Origin of the sequence: Ferrimonas aestuarii, from assembly GCF_005116665.1 — a bacterium.
In the GTDB taxonomy this organism is placed as follows: Bacteria; Pseudomonadota; Gammaproteobacteria; order Enterobacterales; family Shewanellaceae; genus Ferrimonas; species Ferrimonas aestuarii.
In genome coordinates, this window is sequence record NZ_SWCJ01000008.1 from 1 (window position 1) to 14,921 (window position 14,921).

General features: G+C 52.0%; 15 protein-coding genes. 8 read left to right on the top strand and 7 right to left on the bottom strand.

Annotation, left to right across the window (positions count from 1 at the left end; all coding sequences use genetic code 11):
• Positions 1-187 precede the first annotated feature (187 nt).
• Both FCL42_RS11695 and hda read left to right on the top strand, forming a co-directional pair.
• Entirely contained in the window at positions 188-1,261 is a 1,074-nt protein-coding gene (locus tag FCL42_RS11695; protein WP_136863603.1) for a DUF2066 domain-containing protein, read from the top strand.
• A gap of 64 nt (positions 1,262-1,325) precedes the next feature.
• Entirely contained in the window at positions 1,326-2,033 is a 708-nt protein-coding gene (gene hda, locus FCL42_RS11700; RefSeq protein ID WP_136863604.1) for a DnaA inactivator Hda, read from the top strand.
• Positions 2,034-2,243: 210 nt separating this feature from the next.
• Here hda and FCL42_RS11705 read toward each other — a convergent pair whose 3' ends face one another.
• Genes FCL42_RS11705 through bepA form a run of 4 tightly spaced genes read right to left on the bottom strand, consistent with a single transcriptional unit; the run spans position 2,244 to position 6,386 of the window.
• Positions 2,244-4,151 carry a hypothetical protein gene (locus FCL42_RS11705; protein WP_136863605.1) on the bottom strand — a complete coding sequence of 636 codons (1,908 nt, stop codon included), beginning with the start codon at positions 4,149-4,151 and terminating at the stop codon, positions 2,244-2,246.
• 16 nt (positions 4,152-4,167) lie between these two features.
• Complete coding sequence (locus tag FCL42_RS11710; RefSeq protein ID WP_169308371.1) at positions 4,168-4,536, bottom strand: DUF2069 domain-containing protein; 369 nt, start codon at positions 4,534-4,536, stop codon at positions 4,168-4,170.
• A gap of 1 nt (position 4,537) precedes the next feature.
• Positions 4,538-4,879: an arsenate reductase (glutaredoxin) gene (gene arsC, locus FCL42_RS11715; RefSeq protein WP_136863607.1), complete on the bottom strand. Its 342-nt coding sequence runs from the start codon at positions 4,877-4,879 to the stop codon at positions 4,538-4,540.
• Between the two features lie 58 nt (positions 4,880-4,937).
• A complete protein-coding gene (gene bepA, locus FCL42_RS11720; RefSeq protein ID WP_229359849.1) occupies positions 4,938-6,386 on the bottom strand; it encodes a beta-barrel assembly-enhancing protease in 1,449 nt (482 codons plus the stop codon).
• Between the two features lie 274 nt (positions 6,387-6,660).
• Here bepA and FCL42_RS11725 point away from each other — a divergent pair, with 274 nt between their 5' ends.
• The 4 genes from FCL42_RS11725 (at position 6,661) to FCL42_RS11740 (ending at position 9,236) form a co-directional block, all read left to right on the top strand.
• Positions 6,661-6,897 (top strand): sulfurtransferase TusA family protein, encoded by a 237-nt coding sequence (locus tag FCL42_RS11725; protein WP_136863609.1) that lies wholly within the window; start codon positions 6,661-6,663, stop codon positions 6,895-6,897.
• 6 nt (positions 6,898-6,903) lie between these two features.
• Positions 6,904-7,971, top strand: coding sequence for an AI-2E family transporter (locus FCL42_RS11730; protein ID WP_136863610.1), 1,068 nt, complete (start codon positions 6,904-6,906; stop codon positions 7,969-7,971).
• A 3-nt stretch (positions 7,972-7,974) separates the two neighbouring features.
• Complete coding sequence (gene queE / locus FCL42_RS11735; protein WP_136863611.1) at positions 7,975-8,643, top strand: 7-carboxy-7-deazaguanine synthase QueE; 669 nt, start codon at positions 7,975-7,977, stop codon at positions 8,641-8,643.
• A gap of 272 nt (positions 8,644-8,915) precedes the next feature.
• Positions 8,916-9,236 carry an NrfJ gene (locus FCL42_RS11740; RefSeq protein WP_136863612.1) on the top strand — a complete coding sequence of 107 codons (321 nt, stop codon included), beginning with the start codon at positions 8,916-8,918 and terminating at the stop codon, positions 9,234-9,236.
• Between the two features lie 110 nt (positions 9,237-9,346).
• Here the strand turns inward: FCL42_RS11740 and FCL42_RS11745 are convergent, their stop codons facing one another.
• Positions 9,347-10,714, bottom strand: coding sequence for an L-serine ammonia-lyase (locus FCL42_RS11745; RefSeq protein ID WP_136863613.1), 1,368 nt, complete (start codon positions 10,712-10,714; stop codon positions 9,347-9,349).
• Between the two features lie 300 nt (positions 10,715-11,014).
• On the opposite strand from FCL42_RS11745, the gene ycfP reads away from it, so the two are divergent.
• Entirely contained in the window at positions 11,015-11,554 is a 540-nt protein-coding gene (gene ycfP / locus FCL42_RS11750) for an alpha/beta hydrolase YcfP (protein WP_136863614.1), read from the top strand.
• Between the two features lie 64 nt (positions 11,555-11,618).
• Here ycfP and FCL42_RS11755 read toward each other — a convergent pair whose 3' ends face one another.
• The gene (locus tag FCL42_RS11755; RefSeq protein WP_136863615.1) at positions 11,619-12,782 is read right to left on the bottom strand and encodes a hypothetical protein; all 1,164 of its coding nucleotides are present in this window, start codon (positions 12,780-12,782) and stop codon (positions 11,619-11,621) included.
• A gap of 239 nt (positions 12,783-13,021) precedes the next feature.
• Between FCL42_RS11755 and FCL42_RS11760 the strand changes: the two genes are divergently transcribed.
• Positions 13,022-13,282: an acylphosphatase gene (locus tag FCL42_RS11760; RefSeq protein ID WP_229359850.1), complete on the top strand. Its 261-nt coding sequence runs from the start codon at positions 13,022-13,024 to the stop codon at positions 13,280-13,282.
• A 97-nt stretch (positions 13,283-13,379) separates the two neighbouring features.
• On the opposite strand, the gene FCL42_RS11765 is transcribed toward FCL42_RS11760, so the two are convergent.
• Entirely contained in the window at positions 13,380-14,723 is a 1,344-nt protein-coding gene (locus FCL42_RS11765; protein ID WP_136863742.1) for a cytochrome C biosynthesis protein, read from the bottom strand.
• Between the last annotated feature and the right edge of the window lie 198 nt (positions 14,724-14,921).

The window sequence follows — 14,921 nt, forward strand, 5'->3', positions numbered from 1 at the left end:
ACCTATAACAACTTGAGACCGCACCTTAGCCTGGGAATGAAAACCCCAAACGAGGTGCATGGAAAAGCCAGTTGCTGATGCAACTGGCTCTAACTGAAAAGTGTCAACGCATTTCAGGACGACACAGGGCAATATAGCAAAAGGTTGTGATACACTTTTTGACTTAAGTTTGTGAGTAGGACCTAACGTGAAATCACTGTTTTATCTCGTTTCAATGCTGTTGCTGGCGGCCAGTGTGCAAGCGGTCGAAGTGACCCAGTTGTATCAAACTGAAGTGACGGTTAATGACCGTTCTCGGGGAGAGCGTCAGCGAAACTACCCAAAGGCGTTGACGCAAACTCTGGTAAAACTGACCGGTGATGCCCAAATCGGCAGCGATCCCCGCGTTAAGAAGATGCTGGCCTCTGCAACAGGCTACGTGAGCAAGTTCGAGTACCTCTCCAGTCCACTGCGGTTGCAGGTGAATTTTGACCCGTCGCAACTGCTAAAGACCATGCGGCAGCAGCGACTGCCGATCTGGGGCAACCAGCGGCCTTTGACTCTGGTGTGGTTGGCTACGGAAGATGAGTCCGGCGATCGCCAGATGTTTTCTGAGCAGTTACCGCCGGCCACATTGGCACAGTGGCAACAAAGCGCTGACGATAAGGGCTTGCCGTTGTCTCTACCCCTGATGGATCTGGAAGATGCCATGCGGGTGAGTGTGAATGACGTATGGGGCTTCTTTGTGGATCCCATTGCCGATGCCAGCCAGCGCTATCGTGCGGATTTCTTTGCGTTGGCCAAATTGTCGCCAACCGACGAGGGCTGGGAATATTGGGTAACCTTGTATCCTTACGAGGCCCCCGCTTCTGAAGATCGGTATGGTTTTGGCAACGTTCGCCGCAGCGTGATGCAATCCAGCGGTGTGTTGGCGGATGACGTGGCAGCCAAACACGCACTGCAGGCAGATATCGCCGATTACTTCGCCCGCCGTTATGCCTCCGTTGCTTCTGAAGAGAAGGGTCAAAAGCAGCTCACCTTTGTGCTTTCCGGTCAGATGGAGGAGCTGATTGAAATTGAGCGCTATCTGAATCAACAAAGCAGTATCTCCAGCGCTACCTTGGTGTCACTGAAAGATAACCAAGTGAGCTTCGAGATTGAGGTGGTGGGTTCGCTGCAGGCGCTGAGACAGATCTTAGAGCTCGATCCTAAGGTGGAAGCGCTGCCAACTGACGATCAATTGGTCGAACGGTCTCTGTATCGTTGGATTGGCCAGCCCTGAAATTGGGTGGCTCCCGTCGCCATGATACAATGAGTTCAGTTTATTACAGGAAACCAAGTAACACGTGAAATCCAGTTCTCCCATTCAGCTTTCGCTGCCGGTTCATCTACCTGACGATGAGACCTTTGGCAGTTACTACCCGGCGGCCAACCAGCAACTGTTGGAAGCCATCAGGCAAGTTGCCGAAGGGCAGGGGGAAACGGTCACCTACCTTTGGGGCTTACCTAAATCTGGACGAACCCATCTGTTACACGCCGCCTGTGCTCATGCCAGGGAGCTAAAACGGCAAGCGTTTTACCTACCTTTAGGGATTCACGCCAGCATGTCTCCAGCGGTGCTAGAGGGGCTAGAAAATCAATCGCTGATCTGTCTTGATGACATCGATTCTGTGGCTCGAAACCCGTTTTGGGAAGAGGCGATTTTTGACCTTTACAACCGCATTGCCGAGCAGGGGCGCTGCCGTTTGATTGTCTCTGGTCGTGCTGCAGCAGGTCAGGCTGGCTTCCTGTTGCCGGATCTGGTGTCGCGCCTAAACTGGGGCGTTCACTATCAGGTACAAACCTTGACCGACGATGAGAAACTGACTGCGCTGCAACGCCGAGCCAAGGCTCGCGGCTTGGAGCTTCCTGAAGACGTAGGGCGATTTTTGTTGACGCGATTGGCGCGGGACCTGCGTACGCTGTTTGAAGTGTTGGACCGATTGGATAAAGCGTCGATGCAGGCGCAGCGTAAGCTGACCATTCCTTTCGTCAAAGAGACGTTGCACCTTTAATACCAATTCAACTAAAGATCTAGTCATTATTGCTTGTTTAAATTGCCTCACTCTTCGTTGCTCAATTTGTTGTTAGAACCACTAGCAACGGCATTGAGCGTCTAGATTGAGACAATTTACTCGGCGCACTAAGCTGATTATCTCCTTAATTGAATTGGTATAAGTCAGATAATCGAAGGGCCGCATAATGCGGCCCTTTTTGATGTTTGGCTAGGGTTTCAATTGCCAGGTGGGCCCTCGGTCGCTATGGCGAGCGGCGCCTTCTTTGCCAACGTATTGAGAACCCAAGGCGTGGTTAGGCTGAGCCAATCTCAGAGCGGAGCTGCCTAAAACCAGGTTGGCATTCCAGCTAAGTCCCGAAATCATCGGTGTAGGTGCGGGCAGTCCATTGATGATGCTGTCGCCGTTTGCCGATGGCAAAATCTCTTCTAACACCAGTGGCAAGCGAGCTTTGACCCGAGATTCACCGATGCGACCCCGCTGGCCCCACTCCACTAAGATGCTATCGCCGGTTATCTGCTCCGGCAGATTGGTGACCGCTATGTCGCGCTCAATGCCATAGCGGTGGCGCATCATCGCCTCCTCAAACAGCATGGCTAAGTCCTCTCTTGAGGTGGAGTAGGCGTAGTCGTCGCTGGCGCGGTCGTTACCAAAGAAGTTGGCGATGTCATCAGGCTGATAGGCTTTCTGAGCTGCGGAGGCAGACTCGCCGCGGAACAGAACGTCACCTAGGGCGTGCATCTCGGCACTGGTCAGTGGCGATTGGGCCGTAAGCCTATCGGAGATCAGTTCACTGTTGTTGCTGCGCTTAAAGAACTCTTGCAGCAGCGACGGCTCGGTGATGTCGTTGTGAATCGACTTGGGGAAGAAGTCATTGGCGTGCGCCAACTCATGATAGAGCAGGCTGGCAAAATCTGGCTCGAGTTGGGTAAGCGTGCGCTGCAGCTCAAACTCCGGTGCAAAATAGAGGCTGGCATAGTTGTTGTTCTTGGTGTAGCGCCAAGGGATCAGAAACTGCAGCTCACTGCCAAATCCGGAGCGATAATCGGGGTCTTCATTGATGGTGGCCATCTGCCAAGGCTGTTGCCACAAATCGCTGGGGTCCAGATAGATAGCACCAGACACCACCCAGTAGAACGACGGTCTGATGTCATAGCTAATGACAACCGCCGTCACCCCGGCGAGCAGTTGCTTGAAGTCGCCACTTTGATCTTTTTCCTGCAAAAATGCCTTAAAGGCATCCCCCATCCACGGGTGGGACACCACCACGCGATCCATCACCTCATCCAAACTGGGGTTACTGGTCTCTTGGCCAATCAGGGGTAATTCGTTAACGCCACAAACGCTGTTTTGAGTAAATTGGGTGGAATAGACGCAGCGCTCCAGTGCACTTTTCCAAGGAGAGTTGGCATTCCATGCTTCAACACGAGTGATGGGTTCGTCGAACAGGGCGTCATTCACCGGAGGCAGTTCATCGGTGATCAGCACTAACGCCTGATCTTGGTAGCTGTTGCCACCACTGGTTGCCGTGACTTCGATGATCACCACCGCGTCTTGGCTGACGTTGGGGGCAGTGAAGGTCGCCAGTTCTGGATTCTCGAAGTTAAGATCCGAGATGGTTGGTCCTGAAACTTGTCGCCACTGGATATTGCTGGCTGCGGCGGTGTGGTTGCCGCTACGACCTAAACGCAGGGACACGCGTCCCCCTTCCGGAGTGACCTGATCACCTCGTATGCGTACGTCGTCGCCAGCGCGATCGGCATTTAGAGTTAGGTTGCCCGAGATGAGCTCGCCGCTGCGATTACTGATGCGATAGCTAAAGCCATAACTGCCGGCTTGGGGGGCATCAAATGCCAATAAAGGGGAAGTGGGGTTGGTGATGTTAACGCTTTGGCCACTGGTCTGCTGCCACTGATAGTCAAGCTCGCGGGCCAGATAACCGTCGTAGACCAGCGCTGCAGACAGCGAGCCTTGACCTTGCTCTTCAACCACACTTACTCTGGGAGAGCTCGGGGGCGTTGTGGGTGGATCCACTGGAGTGGATGAACTTCCGCCACTGCCGCCTCCACAGGCGGTTAACATGGCCGTCAGGGTCAATAAAGGAAGCGTTCGGTTCATCCTGAACTCCTTGTGTCTATTTGCGTTTCTTAAGACTTAAGCCTAGTTCTCGACCTCGTTGTCGGGCATAGAAACTGCTCGCGAATAACCACGATAACAGCAGAAGCGTAGCGATAAAAGGCCACAGTCGTTGCTCTTCACTGGTCCAGATGGCAGTAAGGCTTGAGAGCAGATAGAGGCAGGCGATAAAGCCTGACCACGCATGGGTGTAGGGTTTCCCCTTGAGTAGCCCTGGCAATGGCAACACTAAAGGCAGCAGCATCAGGGCTTGAAACCCAATTGAGTAGCCAAGACTCGGGCTGAGAACCAGATACCACAGAGGAATGAAAACGAGGCAGCTTAGGTAGCTGCCCAAGGCGATCTTGCCTAAAGCCGATGTGGTCATCTTATTTGAAGATCTCCAGCACTTGCTCTGGCGGGCGTCCGATGGCGGCTTTGCCATTGTGAACCACGATAGGGCGCTCAATCAGCTTTGGGGTAGCCAGCATGGCGGCAATTAGGGCGTCGTCGTTGGCTTCGCTAAGGTTCAAAGCCTTGTATTCCGCCTCTTTGGTGCGCATCAGTTCCCGTGGTGCCAGCTTAAGTAGTGACAGCACTTGCTTAAGCTCTGCTTCCGTTGGCGGCGTTTTGAGGTATTCAACCACGTCAGGAGTGATGCCGTTGTCGTTGAGAAGTTGCAGGGTTTGGCGGCTCTTGGAACAGCGAGGGTTGTGCCAAATTTGGGTCATGAAGATCGTCCTGTGATCGATAAAGTTGAGGCCCATTTTACGGGCCTCAAACGGTTTTTTAAAGGGACTTTGCTTCCTGAAGGGATTTGCGCAGCTCTTTGATTCGCGCGTCAATTCGGGCTTTTTGCAGCGGGTCGTTGCCCGTTTGGCGGTAGGCGTACTGCAGCTGTTCAATGGCTTTCTCGTAGCCTCCTGATAGGGCGATAAGCTCCGCTTGCACCATATGTTGATTGGCGATCATCCCCAGCTTTTTGTAAACCCCAGAAAGGATATCGTAGGCAATCACGTTGTTCTTATCCAACACCAGTTGCCGCTCCAGAATGACTCGCGCTTGGTCATCGTCGCCTTTGGTGTGAAGGGCATTGGCTAAGTTGAGTTCAATGACGCTGTTGTCCGGGCGAAGCTTACGGGCGTTTTTGAGCATGGCGATGGCCTTCTCAGGTTTGCCTTGAGCCATGTAAACGTCGGTCATGGTGTCTAAATAAAACAGGTTTTGTGGACCGTTGCTGAGCAGTGTTTCCATGATCGGCTGAGCTTCATCGGGCTTATCTAGCGCCAAATGGGTCAAGGCGATGCCATAGTTTGCAGCCTGGATTATCACGGGGTCGCCGCTGTTTTTCTGTTTTTCAAAAAGGTACAGCGCATGGTTTTTGTCCAAGTTGCTGTAGCGCACGCTGGTTCTGGCTTTAGCTAGGTGAAACAGCAGGCTTTCTGGAATTGGCCGATAGGGGTAGAGCGCGGCGCGAGCCCGGGCATCGGCGATACGAGATTCTGGCAAGGGGTGAGTCAGCAGCATCTGCGGCGGCTTAGAGGCAAAGCGGTATTTGGCCGCCATTTTACCAAAGAAGCTCGGGACGCCATTGGGATCAAAGCCTGCGGCCACCATGGTTTTAATGCCGATGCGATCCGCCTCTTTCTCATTGCTTCGGGTGAAGTTAATGGAGGATTGTTGGCTCAGGGCCAAGGTGGATTGCAGTGCGGCCATGCCCGCTTCTGGTGAGGCCATGGCTAAGATGATGGAGCCGATGACACCGACCATGGTAGCGGGGGCGGTTCGCTTTTGGGCTTCGATGGCGCGAGCTAAGTGACGCTGTGTGACGTGGGAGATTTCGTGCCCAAGAACTGAGGCCAGCTCACTTTCGTTATCGGCGGCATCGATGATGGCGGTGTGAATTCCAACATGACCACCAAAGAACGCGAATGCGTTCATTTCGCGGCTGTTGACCCAGAAGAAGGTAAAGGGGGTTTTGACGTTATCGGCAACGGCAACCAGACGATTGCCAATGTCAGATAAGTATTCGGTCATGACCGGATCATGAACGATGGGAAGCTGGCCCCGCAGCATCCGCATGTAAAAATCACCAATCTGGCTCTCTTTGTCGATGGTCAGGGTACTGGCGGCAGCGGTTCCCAGCTCAGGCAGCTCCGGCTGCGATGCTTGGGCGGTGGCTCCGATCCCGATGGCAAAGATGGCGGCGGCTAATGTCGATGTAATGGTTTTAATCACGTATTTATTTGTCCCTACAAGCATTAGTGTCAGTGTACGAGGCTGGGCTTTTAATGGCTAGCATGGCGTGAAAGCCGATTGACACGGGCATTCAGTTCCTAAGTTCCGGGAGAATCAACCGTACTGCTTTAGTGATCTTCTTTTACTATTTTTCATTCTTTTAGTTTGCCAGAACCTTAATAAGGTTCAATTTTGTTTACAGAATCTTGCGTTGGTGGTTTGTAGTTTTGAGGCGGGGACGGGATAATGTGGCGGATTTTGTCAGGGGGAAAGGATGTCCGAAGTCGATCTGCGTCATTTGCAATGTCCCATGGCCTTTGTTCAGGCCAAGCTCGCATTACGCGCTATGACTCCTGAGAGTCGATTGAAACTGCGTTTGCGTGGCAGCGCCACCGTGTCCGATCTTTTGCGCTACGCAAGGAGCCAAGGTTACGCCATTGAAACACAAACGTGCCATGATGACTGTAATGACATCACGTTGATTGCCCCCAAGTTTTTAGAAAAGGTCTAACAAGTAATGTGGAATTTGGTCCGCAGCTGGTATCGGGAAAAGTTCTCGGATCCGCAAGCTGTCACTCTAGCGATGATCCTAGCCGTTGGCTTTGCGGTCATCTATTTCTATGGGCCGTTGATTACGCCGCTGTTGGTGGCGCTAGTGCTGGCCTACATGCTGGAGTGGCCCGTGGCTCAGATGGCCAGCCGAGGCATTCCCCGAGTGATAGCGGCGTCCATCGTGTTGATGCTGTTTCTTGGCGCCATGGCGATGTTTATGCTGATCGCGGTGCCGCAGATTTGGCATCAGGGTGAAAGTTTGGCGCGGGAGCTGCCGGATATGTTCGCTTGGCTGCAGGCCAAGGTGTCCACTCTGCCTGAGCTGTATCCAGAGCTCATTAGCCAATCTCAAATTGACGAGCTAATGCAAACCCTCAACAGTCGGTTGTTGGCCTGGGGCCAGCAGGTGCTGCAGGTGTCGTTAGGCTCGTTAGTCAACTTAGTGGCGCTGGCGGTGTACGCCATCTTGGTGCCGCTATTGGTGTTCTTCTTCCTTAAAGATAAACGCGAACTGCTCAAAGGGTTTACTCGTTTTGTGCCTGATAACCGTGAGTTGGCACAGAAGGTGTGGGCAGAGATGAACGGCCAGATCGTTAATTACATCCGCGGCAAAGCCATTGAGATCTTGATCATCGGTGTGGCCAGTTACCTAACCTTCTGGTTTATGGATCTGCGCTACGCGGCGTTGTTGGGGCTGGCTGTCGGCTTATCGGTGCTGATCCCCTACATTGGTGCCACCATTGTTACCATTCCGGTGGCGCTGGTGGGACTGTTCCAGTGGGGCTGGACGCCGCAGTTTGGCTATCTGCTGTTGGCTTACGGCATTATTCAGGCGCTAGATGGTAACGTGCTGGTACCGATTTTGTTCTCGGAAGCGGTGAATCTCCATCCTGTCGCCATCATCGTTGCGGTGCTCATTTTTGGTGGCCTGTGGGGGTTTTGGGGAGTGTTCTTCGCCATTCCTCTGGCAACACTGGTGAAAGCGGTGGTGAACTCATGGCCATCGTCGCGGACCCATCAGGTGGAGACCTAATCGATGCTGGCGGTAAATGAAGTGTTTGAAACCATCCAAGGTGAGGGTGGTTTTACTGGCGTTCCGGCGGTTTTTGTTCGTCTTCAAGGCTGCCCAGTTGGTTGCCCTTGGTGCGATACTCGCCACACTTGGGAGCAGCTACCTCAGGATGAAGTGGCAGCAAACGAAGTGCTAACTATCAGTGGCGATACTCCGAAGTGGGCTAACTACTCGGCGCAGCAGTTGGTGGATGTGCTGACCGATGGTCGATTCACGGCTCGGCACTTGGTGATAACTGGTGGTGAACCCTGCTTGTTCGATCTTACTGAACTGACGGCCAAGATGAGTGATTGCGGTTGGCAATGTCAGATTGAAACCTCAGGGTGTGCAGAGGTGCGTTGTGATGAGCGCACCTACGTTACGGTATCCCCAAAGATCAACATGAAGGGGGGATTGCCGGTATTGACCCAGGCCCTTGAGCGTGCCGATGAGATAAAGCATCCAGTTTCGATGCAGAAGCACATCGATGAACTGGATCAGCTGCTTGAGCCCTGTACTTTGGCTCGAAAACCTCAAATCTGTTTGCAGCCCATTAGCACCCAGAAGCGAGCCACTGAGCTCGCCATTGCTACCTGTATTGCTCGAAATTGGCGGTTGTCGGTTCAAACCCACAAGTATTTGAATATCGATTGATAAAAAGCCGCGCCAAGCGGCTTTTTTATTGGCCAGCTAGAGTATGCTGATGATGGTTGAGCCCCGCTTTCGAGACGCTCAGCCTGCTTAACGCTCAAGATTGTTTGTACCTTGTCATGTCCTCTTCTAATACCTTGTTTTCACAAAAAGTTCCCCTATCAAATAATTGTCGCGATTTTTGTGATGGTGCTTGCAGAGCTGAAGGTTGGCGTGGCAAGGCATAGGCGAGGGTGCTTTAATGAAGCAAACTAGATACGCGTTCAAGGATAATTATGTTTAAGCAGATTGTGAAACTGGCGACCACTGCCGCTTTGGCTCTGGGTTTGGCATTTGGTGCTCAAGCTCATGCAGATGCCCACGGTAAAGGCATGCACTCAGGTGAAGTTCTAGATACCGTAAACGGCGGTGGCTACACCTACGTTCAGATTAAGGAAGAGGGCAAGCTGATCTGGGCTGCGGCACCTCAAACCGACGTGAAAAAAGGCGATGTTGTTGAGTTTGACGAGCAGATGAGCTTCCCAAGCTTTGAAAGCAAAACCTTGAAGCGCAGCTTCGCGCCTCTGATTTTTGCTGGCAAAATTGCCGTGAAGTAATGGTCGTTGCCAGGTTGCATCTGGTGCGATAGCAAAGGCCCAACTCATTGAGTTGGGCCTTTTTGCTGTTTATGGCATTTAGTTTTAGGCGCTGCTTATGACTAATATGGCTAACACTCGACGATGTTAACTGCCAGACCGCCTTTGGCGGTTTCTTTGTATTTGGTCCGCATGTCTTGACCGGTTTCCCACATGGTTTTAATCACTTTATCTAGGGATACCTTATGTTGGCCATCGCCTCGGCACGCCAATCGATACGCATTAATCGCTTTGACGGCGCCCATGGCATTTCGTTCGATGCAGGGCACTTGAACCAAACCTCCAACGGGATCGCAGGTTAGCCCTAAGTTGTGCTCCATGCCGATCTCAGCCGCACACTCAACGACCGCCGGGGTACCGCCCATGATCTCCGTCAAAGCACCTGCCGCCATCGAACAGGCAACACCCACTTCGCCCTGACAGCCGACTTCCGCTCCGGAAATGGAGGCGTTCTTTTTGTATAGGATACCGATGGCGGCCGCCGTTAATAGGTACCGGCAGGCGATCTCTTCATTCACAGGCTGCACAAACTTATCGTAATAGCACAGTACGGCGGGAAGAATACCGGCAGCGCCGTTGGTGGGGGCGGTCACCACACGGCCTCCCGCGGCGTTCTCTTCGTTCACCGCGAGGGCAAATAGGTCAACCCAGTCCATGACGTTGAGCGGATCATTACTGTCGGACTCCACCGCGAGTCGACGATATAGGGTTGATGCGCGTCGACGTAGCTTAAGTCCTCCGGGGAGCAAGCCCTCCTGACGACAGCCTCGATCGACACAGGCTTTCATGGTCAGCCAGATCTGCCACAGCTGTGCTCGAACCTCTGATTCTTTGGCCACGGCCGTTTCGTTAGCCATCATCAGACCCGCGATAGACAAGCCGTTGTTATTGCAGTGGCCTAAAAGCTCCGCGGCACTGTCGAACGGATAGGGGATCTCAATGTTCTGGCTGGCGACTACCGGTTGTGCGATTTCGCTTTTATCCAGTACAAAGCCACCGCCGATGGAGAAGTAGGTTTGCTCGTAGAGGACATTGCCCTCTTTGAGCGCCTTGATGGTCATGGCATTGGCGTGCTGCGGCAGGGTTTTACGGCGGTGATAGGTGATGCCATTGGCTCGGGTAAAACTCACGTCACGCTCACCGTTGAGTTTCAGGCTCTGCATGGTCTCTACTTCGGCCAGCATGGCATCCACTTTATCGGTGTCTACGGATTCTGGCGCTTCGCCCAATAAGCCGAGTACCACGGCTTTACCGGTTCCGTGCCCCTTGCCGGTTTGCCCCAAGGAGCCAAACAGCTCGCACTGCAGCTCATCGGCCTCGGCAAACTGTTGATGTTGTTTCAGGCTGTCGATGAAGCGGTTGGCGGCACGCATAGGGCCAACGGTGTGAGAGCTTGAGGGGCCAATGCCGATACTAAACATATCGAATACACTGATCATATTGCGTTCCCTGTAGAGTTAACTGCTACCCAAGTGCCGGTGCAGTGATGTTTTCAGTATGGCCCAGATGGTAACTTAGGTCTGAATAAAGCAAAATCCTACCTGTTGTATTTAGCATAAAATATCGAATATTCACCTTTGGCTGGAGTTTCGGTGAGGAAGTAGGGCGTAGGTGGGGTAAAGTTTTACTGCTTTAACAATAGACTAGCTCTTAGTCGCTTATGCTAATGATTGCAGCCTTGGGGTTGTACTTGAGATTGTGAGCGCTATATTGAGTCAAGGTCTTTTATGGGGGTCGTTATGATCATCTATTTCCACGGCTTTGATGCCACAAGCCCAGGTAACCACGAGAAGGTACTTCAGCTTCAATTTGTTGATGAAGACGTGCGATTCATTAACTACTCTACCCTCCACCCTCGCCATGATATGCAGCACCTTTTAAAAGAGGTTGATAAGCAAAAACGCTTTAGTGACGACCAAGACGCCATCATCGTTGGTGTGGGGTTAGGGGGATTTTGGGCTGAACGCATTGCATTTTTGAGCGGGTTGCGCTCGGTGATCGTCAATCCAAATTTATGGCCTGAAGAGAATATGCAAGGGCTGATTGACCGCCCTGAGGAGTATCAGGACATCAAGCAGAAATGCGTTAGCGAGTTCCGCTCTAAAAATGGCGATGGCTGCCTGTGCATTTTGTCTAAGCAGGATGAGATCCTGGATACCGGTCGCATCAGCGACGAGTTATCACAGTTCTACAACGTGAACTGGGATGAGCATCAAAAGCATAAATTCAAAGATCTGTCTCATCACTTAAAGGCGATCGCTGAGTTTAAAAAGCGATAATCTTAAAATCTATTATGGAAAGGGCGGTGACAATTCACCGCCCTTTTGCTTATTGGCAGCGCATTTATTCGGTATCACTTGCGTCCGCTACCTGAGCCTCTACTTGTGATGTAGGCCGCGCTTTGGCGTAATTAACCGCATCTTGAATCAGCTTAGGAAGGTCGTCAAAGCTGATGTTGGCAACGGTTGTGGGGACGTTTTTGATAGCATGCTCTAAGGCCAGCCGGCGCTGGGTTGGCGTCAATGCGGTTCGGTCCGCCAATCGATAACGAATTAACTGGGCGATCACCGCTTTTTCTTCCATATTATTGGCCATCACTTTCTCAAGTTCATATTGATGACGAAGGTCGTCTACCTCAGTTAATGCCACGTCTCCGATTCGGATGGACTCTTTCAAAATAGCCTCAAAAAAGTTATCGGATAGGGTATTGCTGTGGGCCAACATCTGGTCGACGATGTCTGTTTGACTGACTTTGGAAAGATCCGGGTTACCTAAGATGGTGTAGCCGGTGATCTGAGGTTGGATGATGGTGTCTTTGATCCACATCTGCGACATCATTGAGCCTATCTGCTGCTGGATCATGGCAATGGAGTCAGGCGTTAAGTCCAGTTGCGTAAAGCCTGCGGCGTTGGCTCCTAAGCGGTTGATGCCGATAAGTTGCAGTTGCAAGGTGCCCTCAAGCTCGGACGCTGATGCGGCAGCGTCGAGTGCGGTGAGACTTAAGGAGCCGTTAGCTTTGGCCGTATAGTAGTCAGCGGTTACTCGTACGCCAGCACCAATAAGGGGCAGAATGTTTATTTTACGCTGCTCGCAGCTTGCAGGAGCCTTCTGAAGGCAATTGTCGGCGTTATTGATGGGCACCGTTAATGACAGAGGGTATGACGCGTACTGAATGGTGTCGTAGATGGTCCGGTAGTGTTTTTTCTCTCCACCCAGCCCAAATAGCCCCGTCGAACCGATGGAGGCGGATTGAGTCAGCTGCTTGGTGTACATCTTTGAAGTGCTGCTTGGCAGCGCCAACAGATCCCGGTCAAACCCCAGTTGACTCTGATCTTTGTGCATGGATGAGGTGGTAGAGGCTGGTAAAGAGATGGGGTAATCCAGCGAGTAATAGTTTGCGCTTTGAAGTTGACTACGCTTAGCTTCGGGCTGTGTTGCTAGCTCTTGGTTCGATGAGCATCCAGATATCGCTATTATCGCCAATAGCGCCAGTGGTAGTTTGTTCATGGCTTTTCCCTAACCTGTTACTACGATCCTCGTGAGTTCTAATTTACCTAATAATGCTGACTAAAAATAGCTCAGCCAGCGGTGTATCGTTATTGGTGAAGGCCGTCCGCTTAAGCCTTTGCACCAGAGACCCACAACGGGTTATTGACGTTGATTTTTAATCGACTTTGGTTGGTCGGCAATTACGAGGCTACACTGAAGTTACTGGGTGTCATTTCGGGGGCTGAATGAAGCGTTTGATGATGAAAGTTAGCGGTCGGGTGCAGGGAGTCTGGTATCGCGCCAGCGCACAAGAGACGGCGCTTAAGTTAGGCGTGACCGGTTATGTTCGCAACTTGGACGATGGCAGCGTTGAGATGTTGGCTCAAGGTGCCGATAAGGCGGTTGATGCCATGCTGGACTGGGCTTATGAAGGGCCGCCCCAGGCGCAGGTGGCTGATGTGATTGTTTCTGACTATGACGGGTCAGACCTCTATCTGGATTTTGAAGTAACCGAGTGACTTTGATTGTGGTAACGACACCAATGAACAACCATCCATAAAAAAACCGAAGCCGGTTTCGGCTTCGGTTTTGCGTTATCGCGAGATAAATCTCGGTTTATCTTGCCTGCCATTTGCGTTTGATGGGTACCACAATGGCGGTGATAACGATGGCACCAATAATCATGCCTACAGCCACCAGCGGGCTTTGCAGAGAGTTTGGCTCAACGGCCAGCGTACCACCTAAGCCAAGCATCATCACACCAGACATCAGCTTCAGTACTTCACCCTCTTTTTCGGTAAGTTTGCGCTTGCCCATGGTCATGGCAAATACGGTGACAATGGCCGCCAGAGGAATGACGTAAACTACGTTGTATAGCACCAGATACATGTATCTGGTGGCGTCGCTCAGCTCATGCATCGACAACACACTGGTGTAGATCATCGGGAAGCCAGCGGTACAGAGTAGCTCATAAGCGTTGGCTAAGATCGCCAGTACGGTACTGCCGACGATCATCGCCCCTAGGCTGGAAGCGGATGAAAGCTTGCCCATGCGCTTAATCAGGCCGGTGCGATTGGAGGCCGACATCGACAGCGATACATCCCCTTTACTGAAGAAGAACTCTTTGACGTTGATGACGCCCGCCACAATAGCCAATAAGCCGGCGCAAAGAATAATCCAGCCGCCGTCGGAGCCATTGCCCAGTAACTGGAACAGGTTTAACCAAGCGGTCATAAATAGGAAGTAGATGAAGCCGGAGAAGAATACGAAGATGCCTCCGACGATCAGCATGCGCGAGCGGCTCTTGGCGTTAACCATCACGCTAAGTAGGAACAGCAGCACGAAGAAGGCACAAGGGTTAAAGGCATCAACGCCAGCTAGCGCTACGGTCAGCATGGGTAGGGAGAGTGACTGGGGGTCAACCGCACCAAGTAATGGGATCTCGACTTTCTGTACGGCAGGTTGGACTTCGCTAAAGCCCTCGAAACCACAGCTGCCGCCATCGCCCTCTTCACAGGTTGCTCCTAGGTTTAGAGGCATATCCATCGAGATGTCTTCAGCGGCCACAGGAGGCGTTTGGCTGAGATCGCCGCCCAAACGCTGGAAGCAGTTGCGCAGTTGAGTCTCTAGAAATTGCCCTGTGGTGGAAACGCCGGTAAAGCCGACAATGGCTTGGCCACACACCGCCATAAAGGGCACAGAGGTTGGGTTGCTGTTGGTCAACTCCGCAATGTGCTGCCAATGCTCCTGTGTTCCTGGATCGGAAACCTTGTAATCCTTCAGCGTGATCCACGGGTAGTGGGGCATCAGGGTGTCGGTAATAAAGGGGTGAGCCTCGGCACAATGAGGGCAAGTTTCTGACCAGAACAGGTACAGATTCACTTGCGGTTCACCGTTGGGCGTTTTCTGATACCAATCGCTATCCGCAGCAAAGGTTGAAGCGGATAAGATCGTTATCATCAATGCATAAAAAATGTGTTTCACCTAAACAGGCTCCTAGCTCAAACAGATTGCCTAATTAGAAGGGATTAGAGTGGTTTAAGTTTCTGTAGCATATAGAGGTTTTGACAATCTGTTAACTACTGCCCGAATTTTTTTCACTTGTGAAAAACTATTTCGATTTTTCTTCTAATTTCTTTGAGATATAAAAAAACGGCA

Excerpts from the sequence above, each read along its gene's own strand:
- FCL42_RS11730 (WP_136863610.1), top strand. The coding sequence starts at position 6,904 with ATGTGGAATTTGGTCCGCAGCTGGTATCGGGAAAAGTTCTCGGATCCG.
- FCL42_RS11725 (WP_136863609.1), top strand. The coding sequence starts at position 6,661 with ATGTCCGAAGTCGATCTGCGTCATTTGCAATGTCCCATGGCCTTTGTT.
- FCL42_RS11710 (WP_169308371.1), bottom strand. The coding sequence starts at position 4,536 with ATGACCACATCGGCTTTAGGCAAGATCGCCTTGGGCAGCTACCTAAGC.
- FCL42_RS11745 (WP_136863613.1), bottom strand. The coding sequence starts at position 10,714 with ATGATCAGTGTATTCGATATGTTTAGTATCGGCATTGGCCCCTCAAGC.
- FCL42_RS11705 (WP_136863605.1), bottom strand. The coding sequence starts at position 4,151 with ATGAACCGAACGCTTCCTTTATTGACCCTGACGGCCATGTTAACCGCC.
- ycfP (WP_136863614.1), top strand. The coding sequence starts at position 11,015 with ATGATCATCTATTTCCACGGCTTTGATGCCACAAGCCCAGGTAACCAC.
- FCL42_RS11765 (WP_136863742.1), bottom strand. The coding sequence starts at position 14,723 with ATGATAACGATCTTATCCGCTTCAACCTTTGCTGCGGATAGCGATTGG.
- FCL42_RS11740 (WP_136863612.1), top strand. The coding sequence starts at position 8,916 with ATGTTTAAGCAGATTGTGAAACTGGCGACCACTGCCGCTTTGGCTCTG.
- FCL42_RS11755 (WP_136863615.1), bottom strand. The coding sequence starts at position 12,782 with ATGAACAAACTACCACTGGCGCTATTGGCGATAATAGCGATATCTGGA.
- arsC (WP_136863607.1), bottom strand. The coding sequence starts at position 4,879 with ATGACCCAAATTTGGCACAACCCTCGCTGTTCCAAGAGCCGCCAAACC.
- queE (WP_136863611.1), top strand. The coding sequence starts at position 7,975 with ATGCTGGCGGTAAATGAAGTGTTTGAAACCATCCAAGGTGAGGGTGGT.
- FCL42_RS11760 (WP_229359850.1), top strand. The coding sequence starts at position 13,022 with ATGATGAAAGTTAGCGGTCGGGTGCAGGGAGTCTGGTATCGCGCCAGC.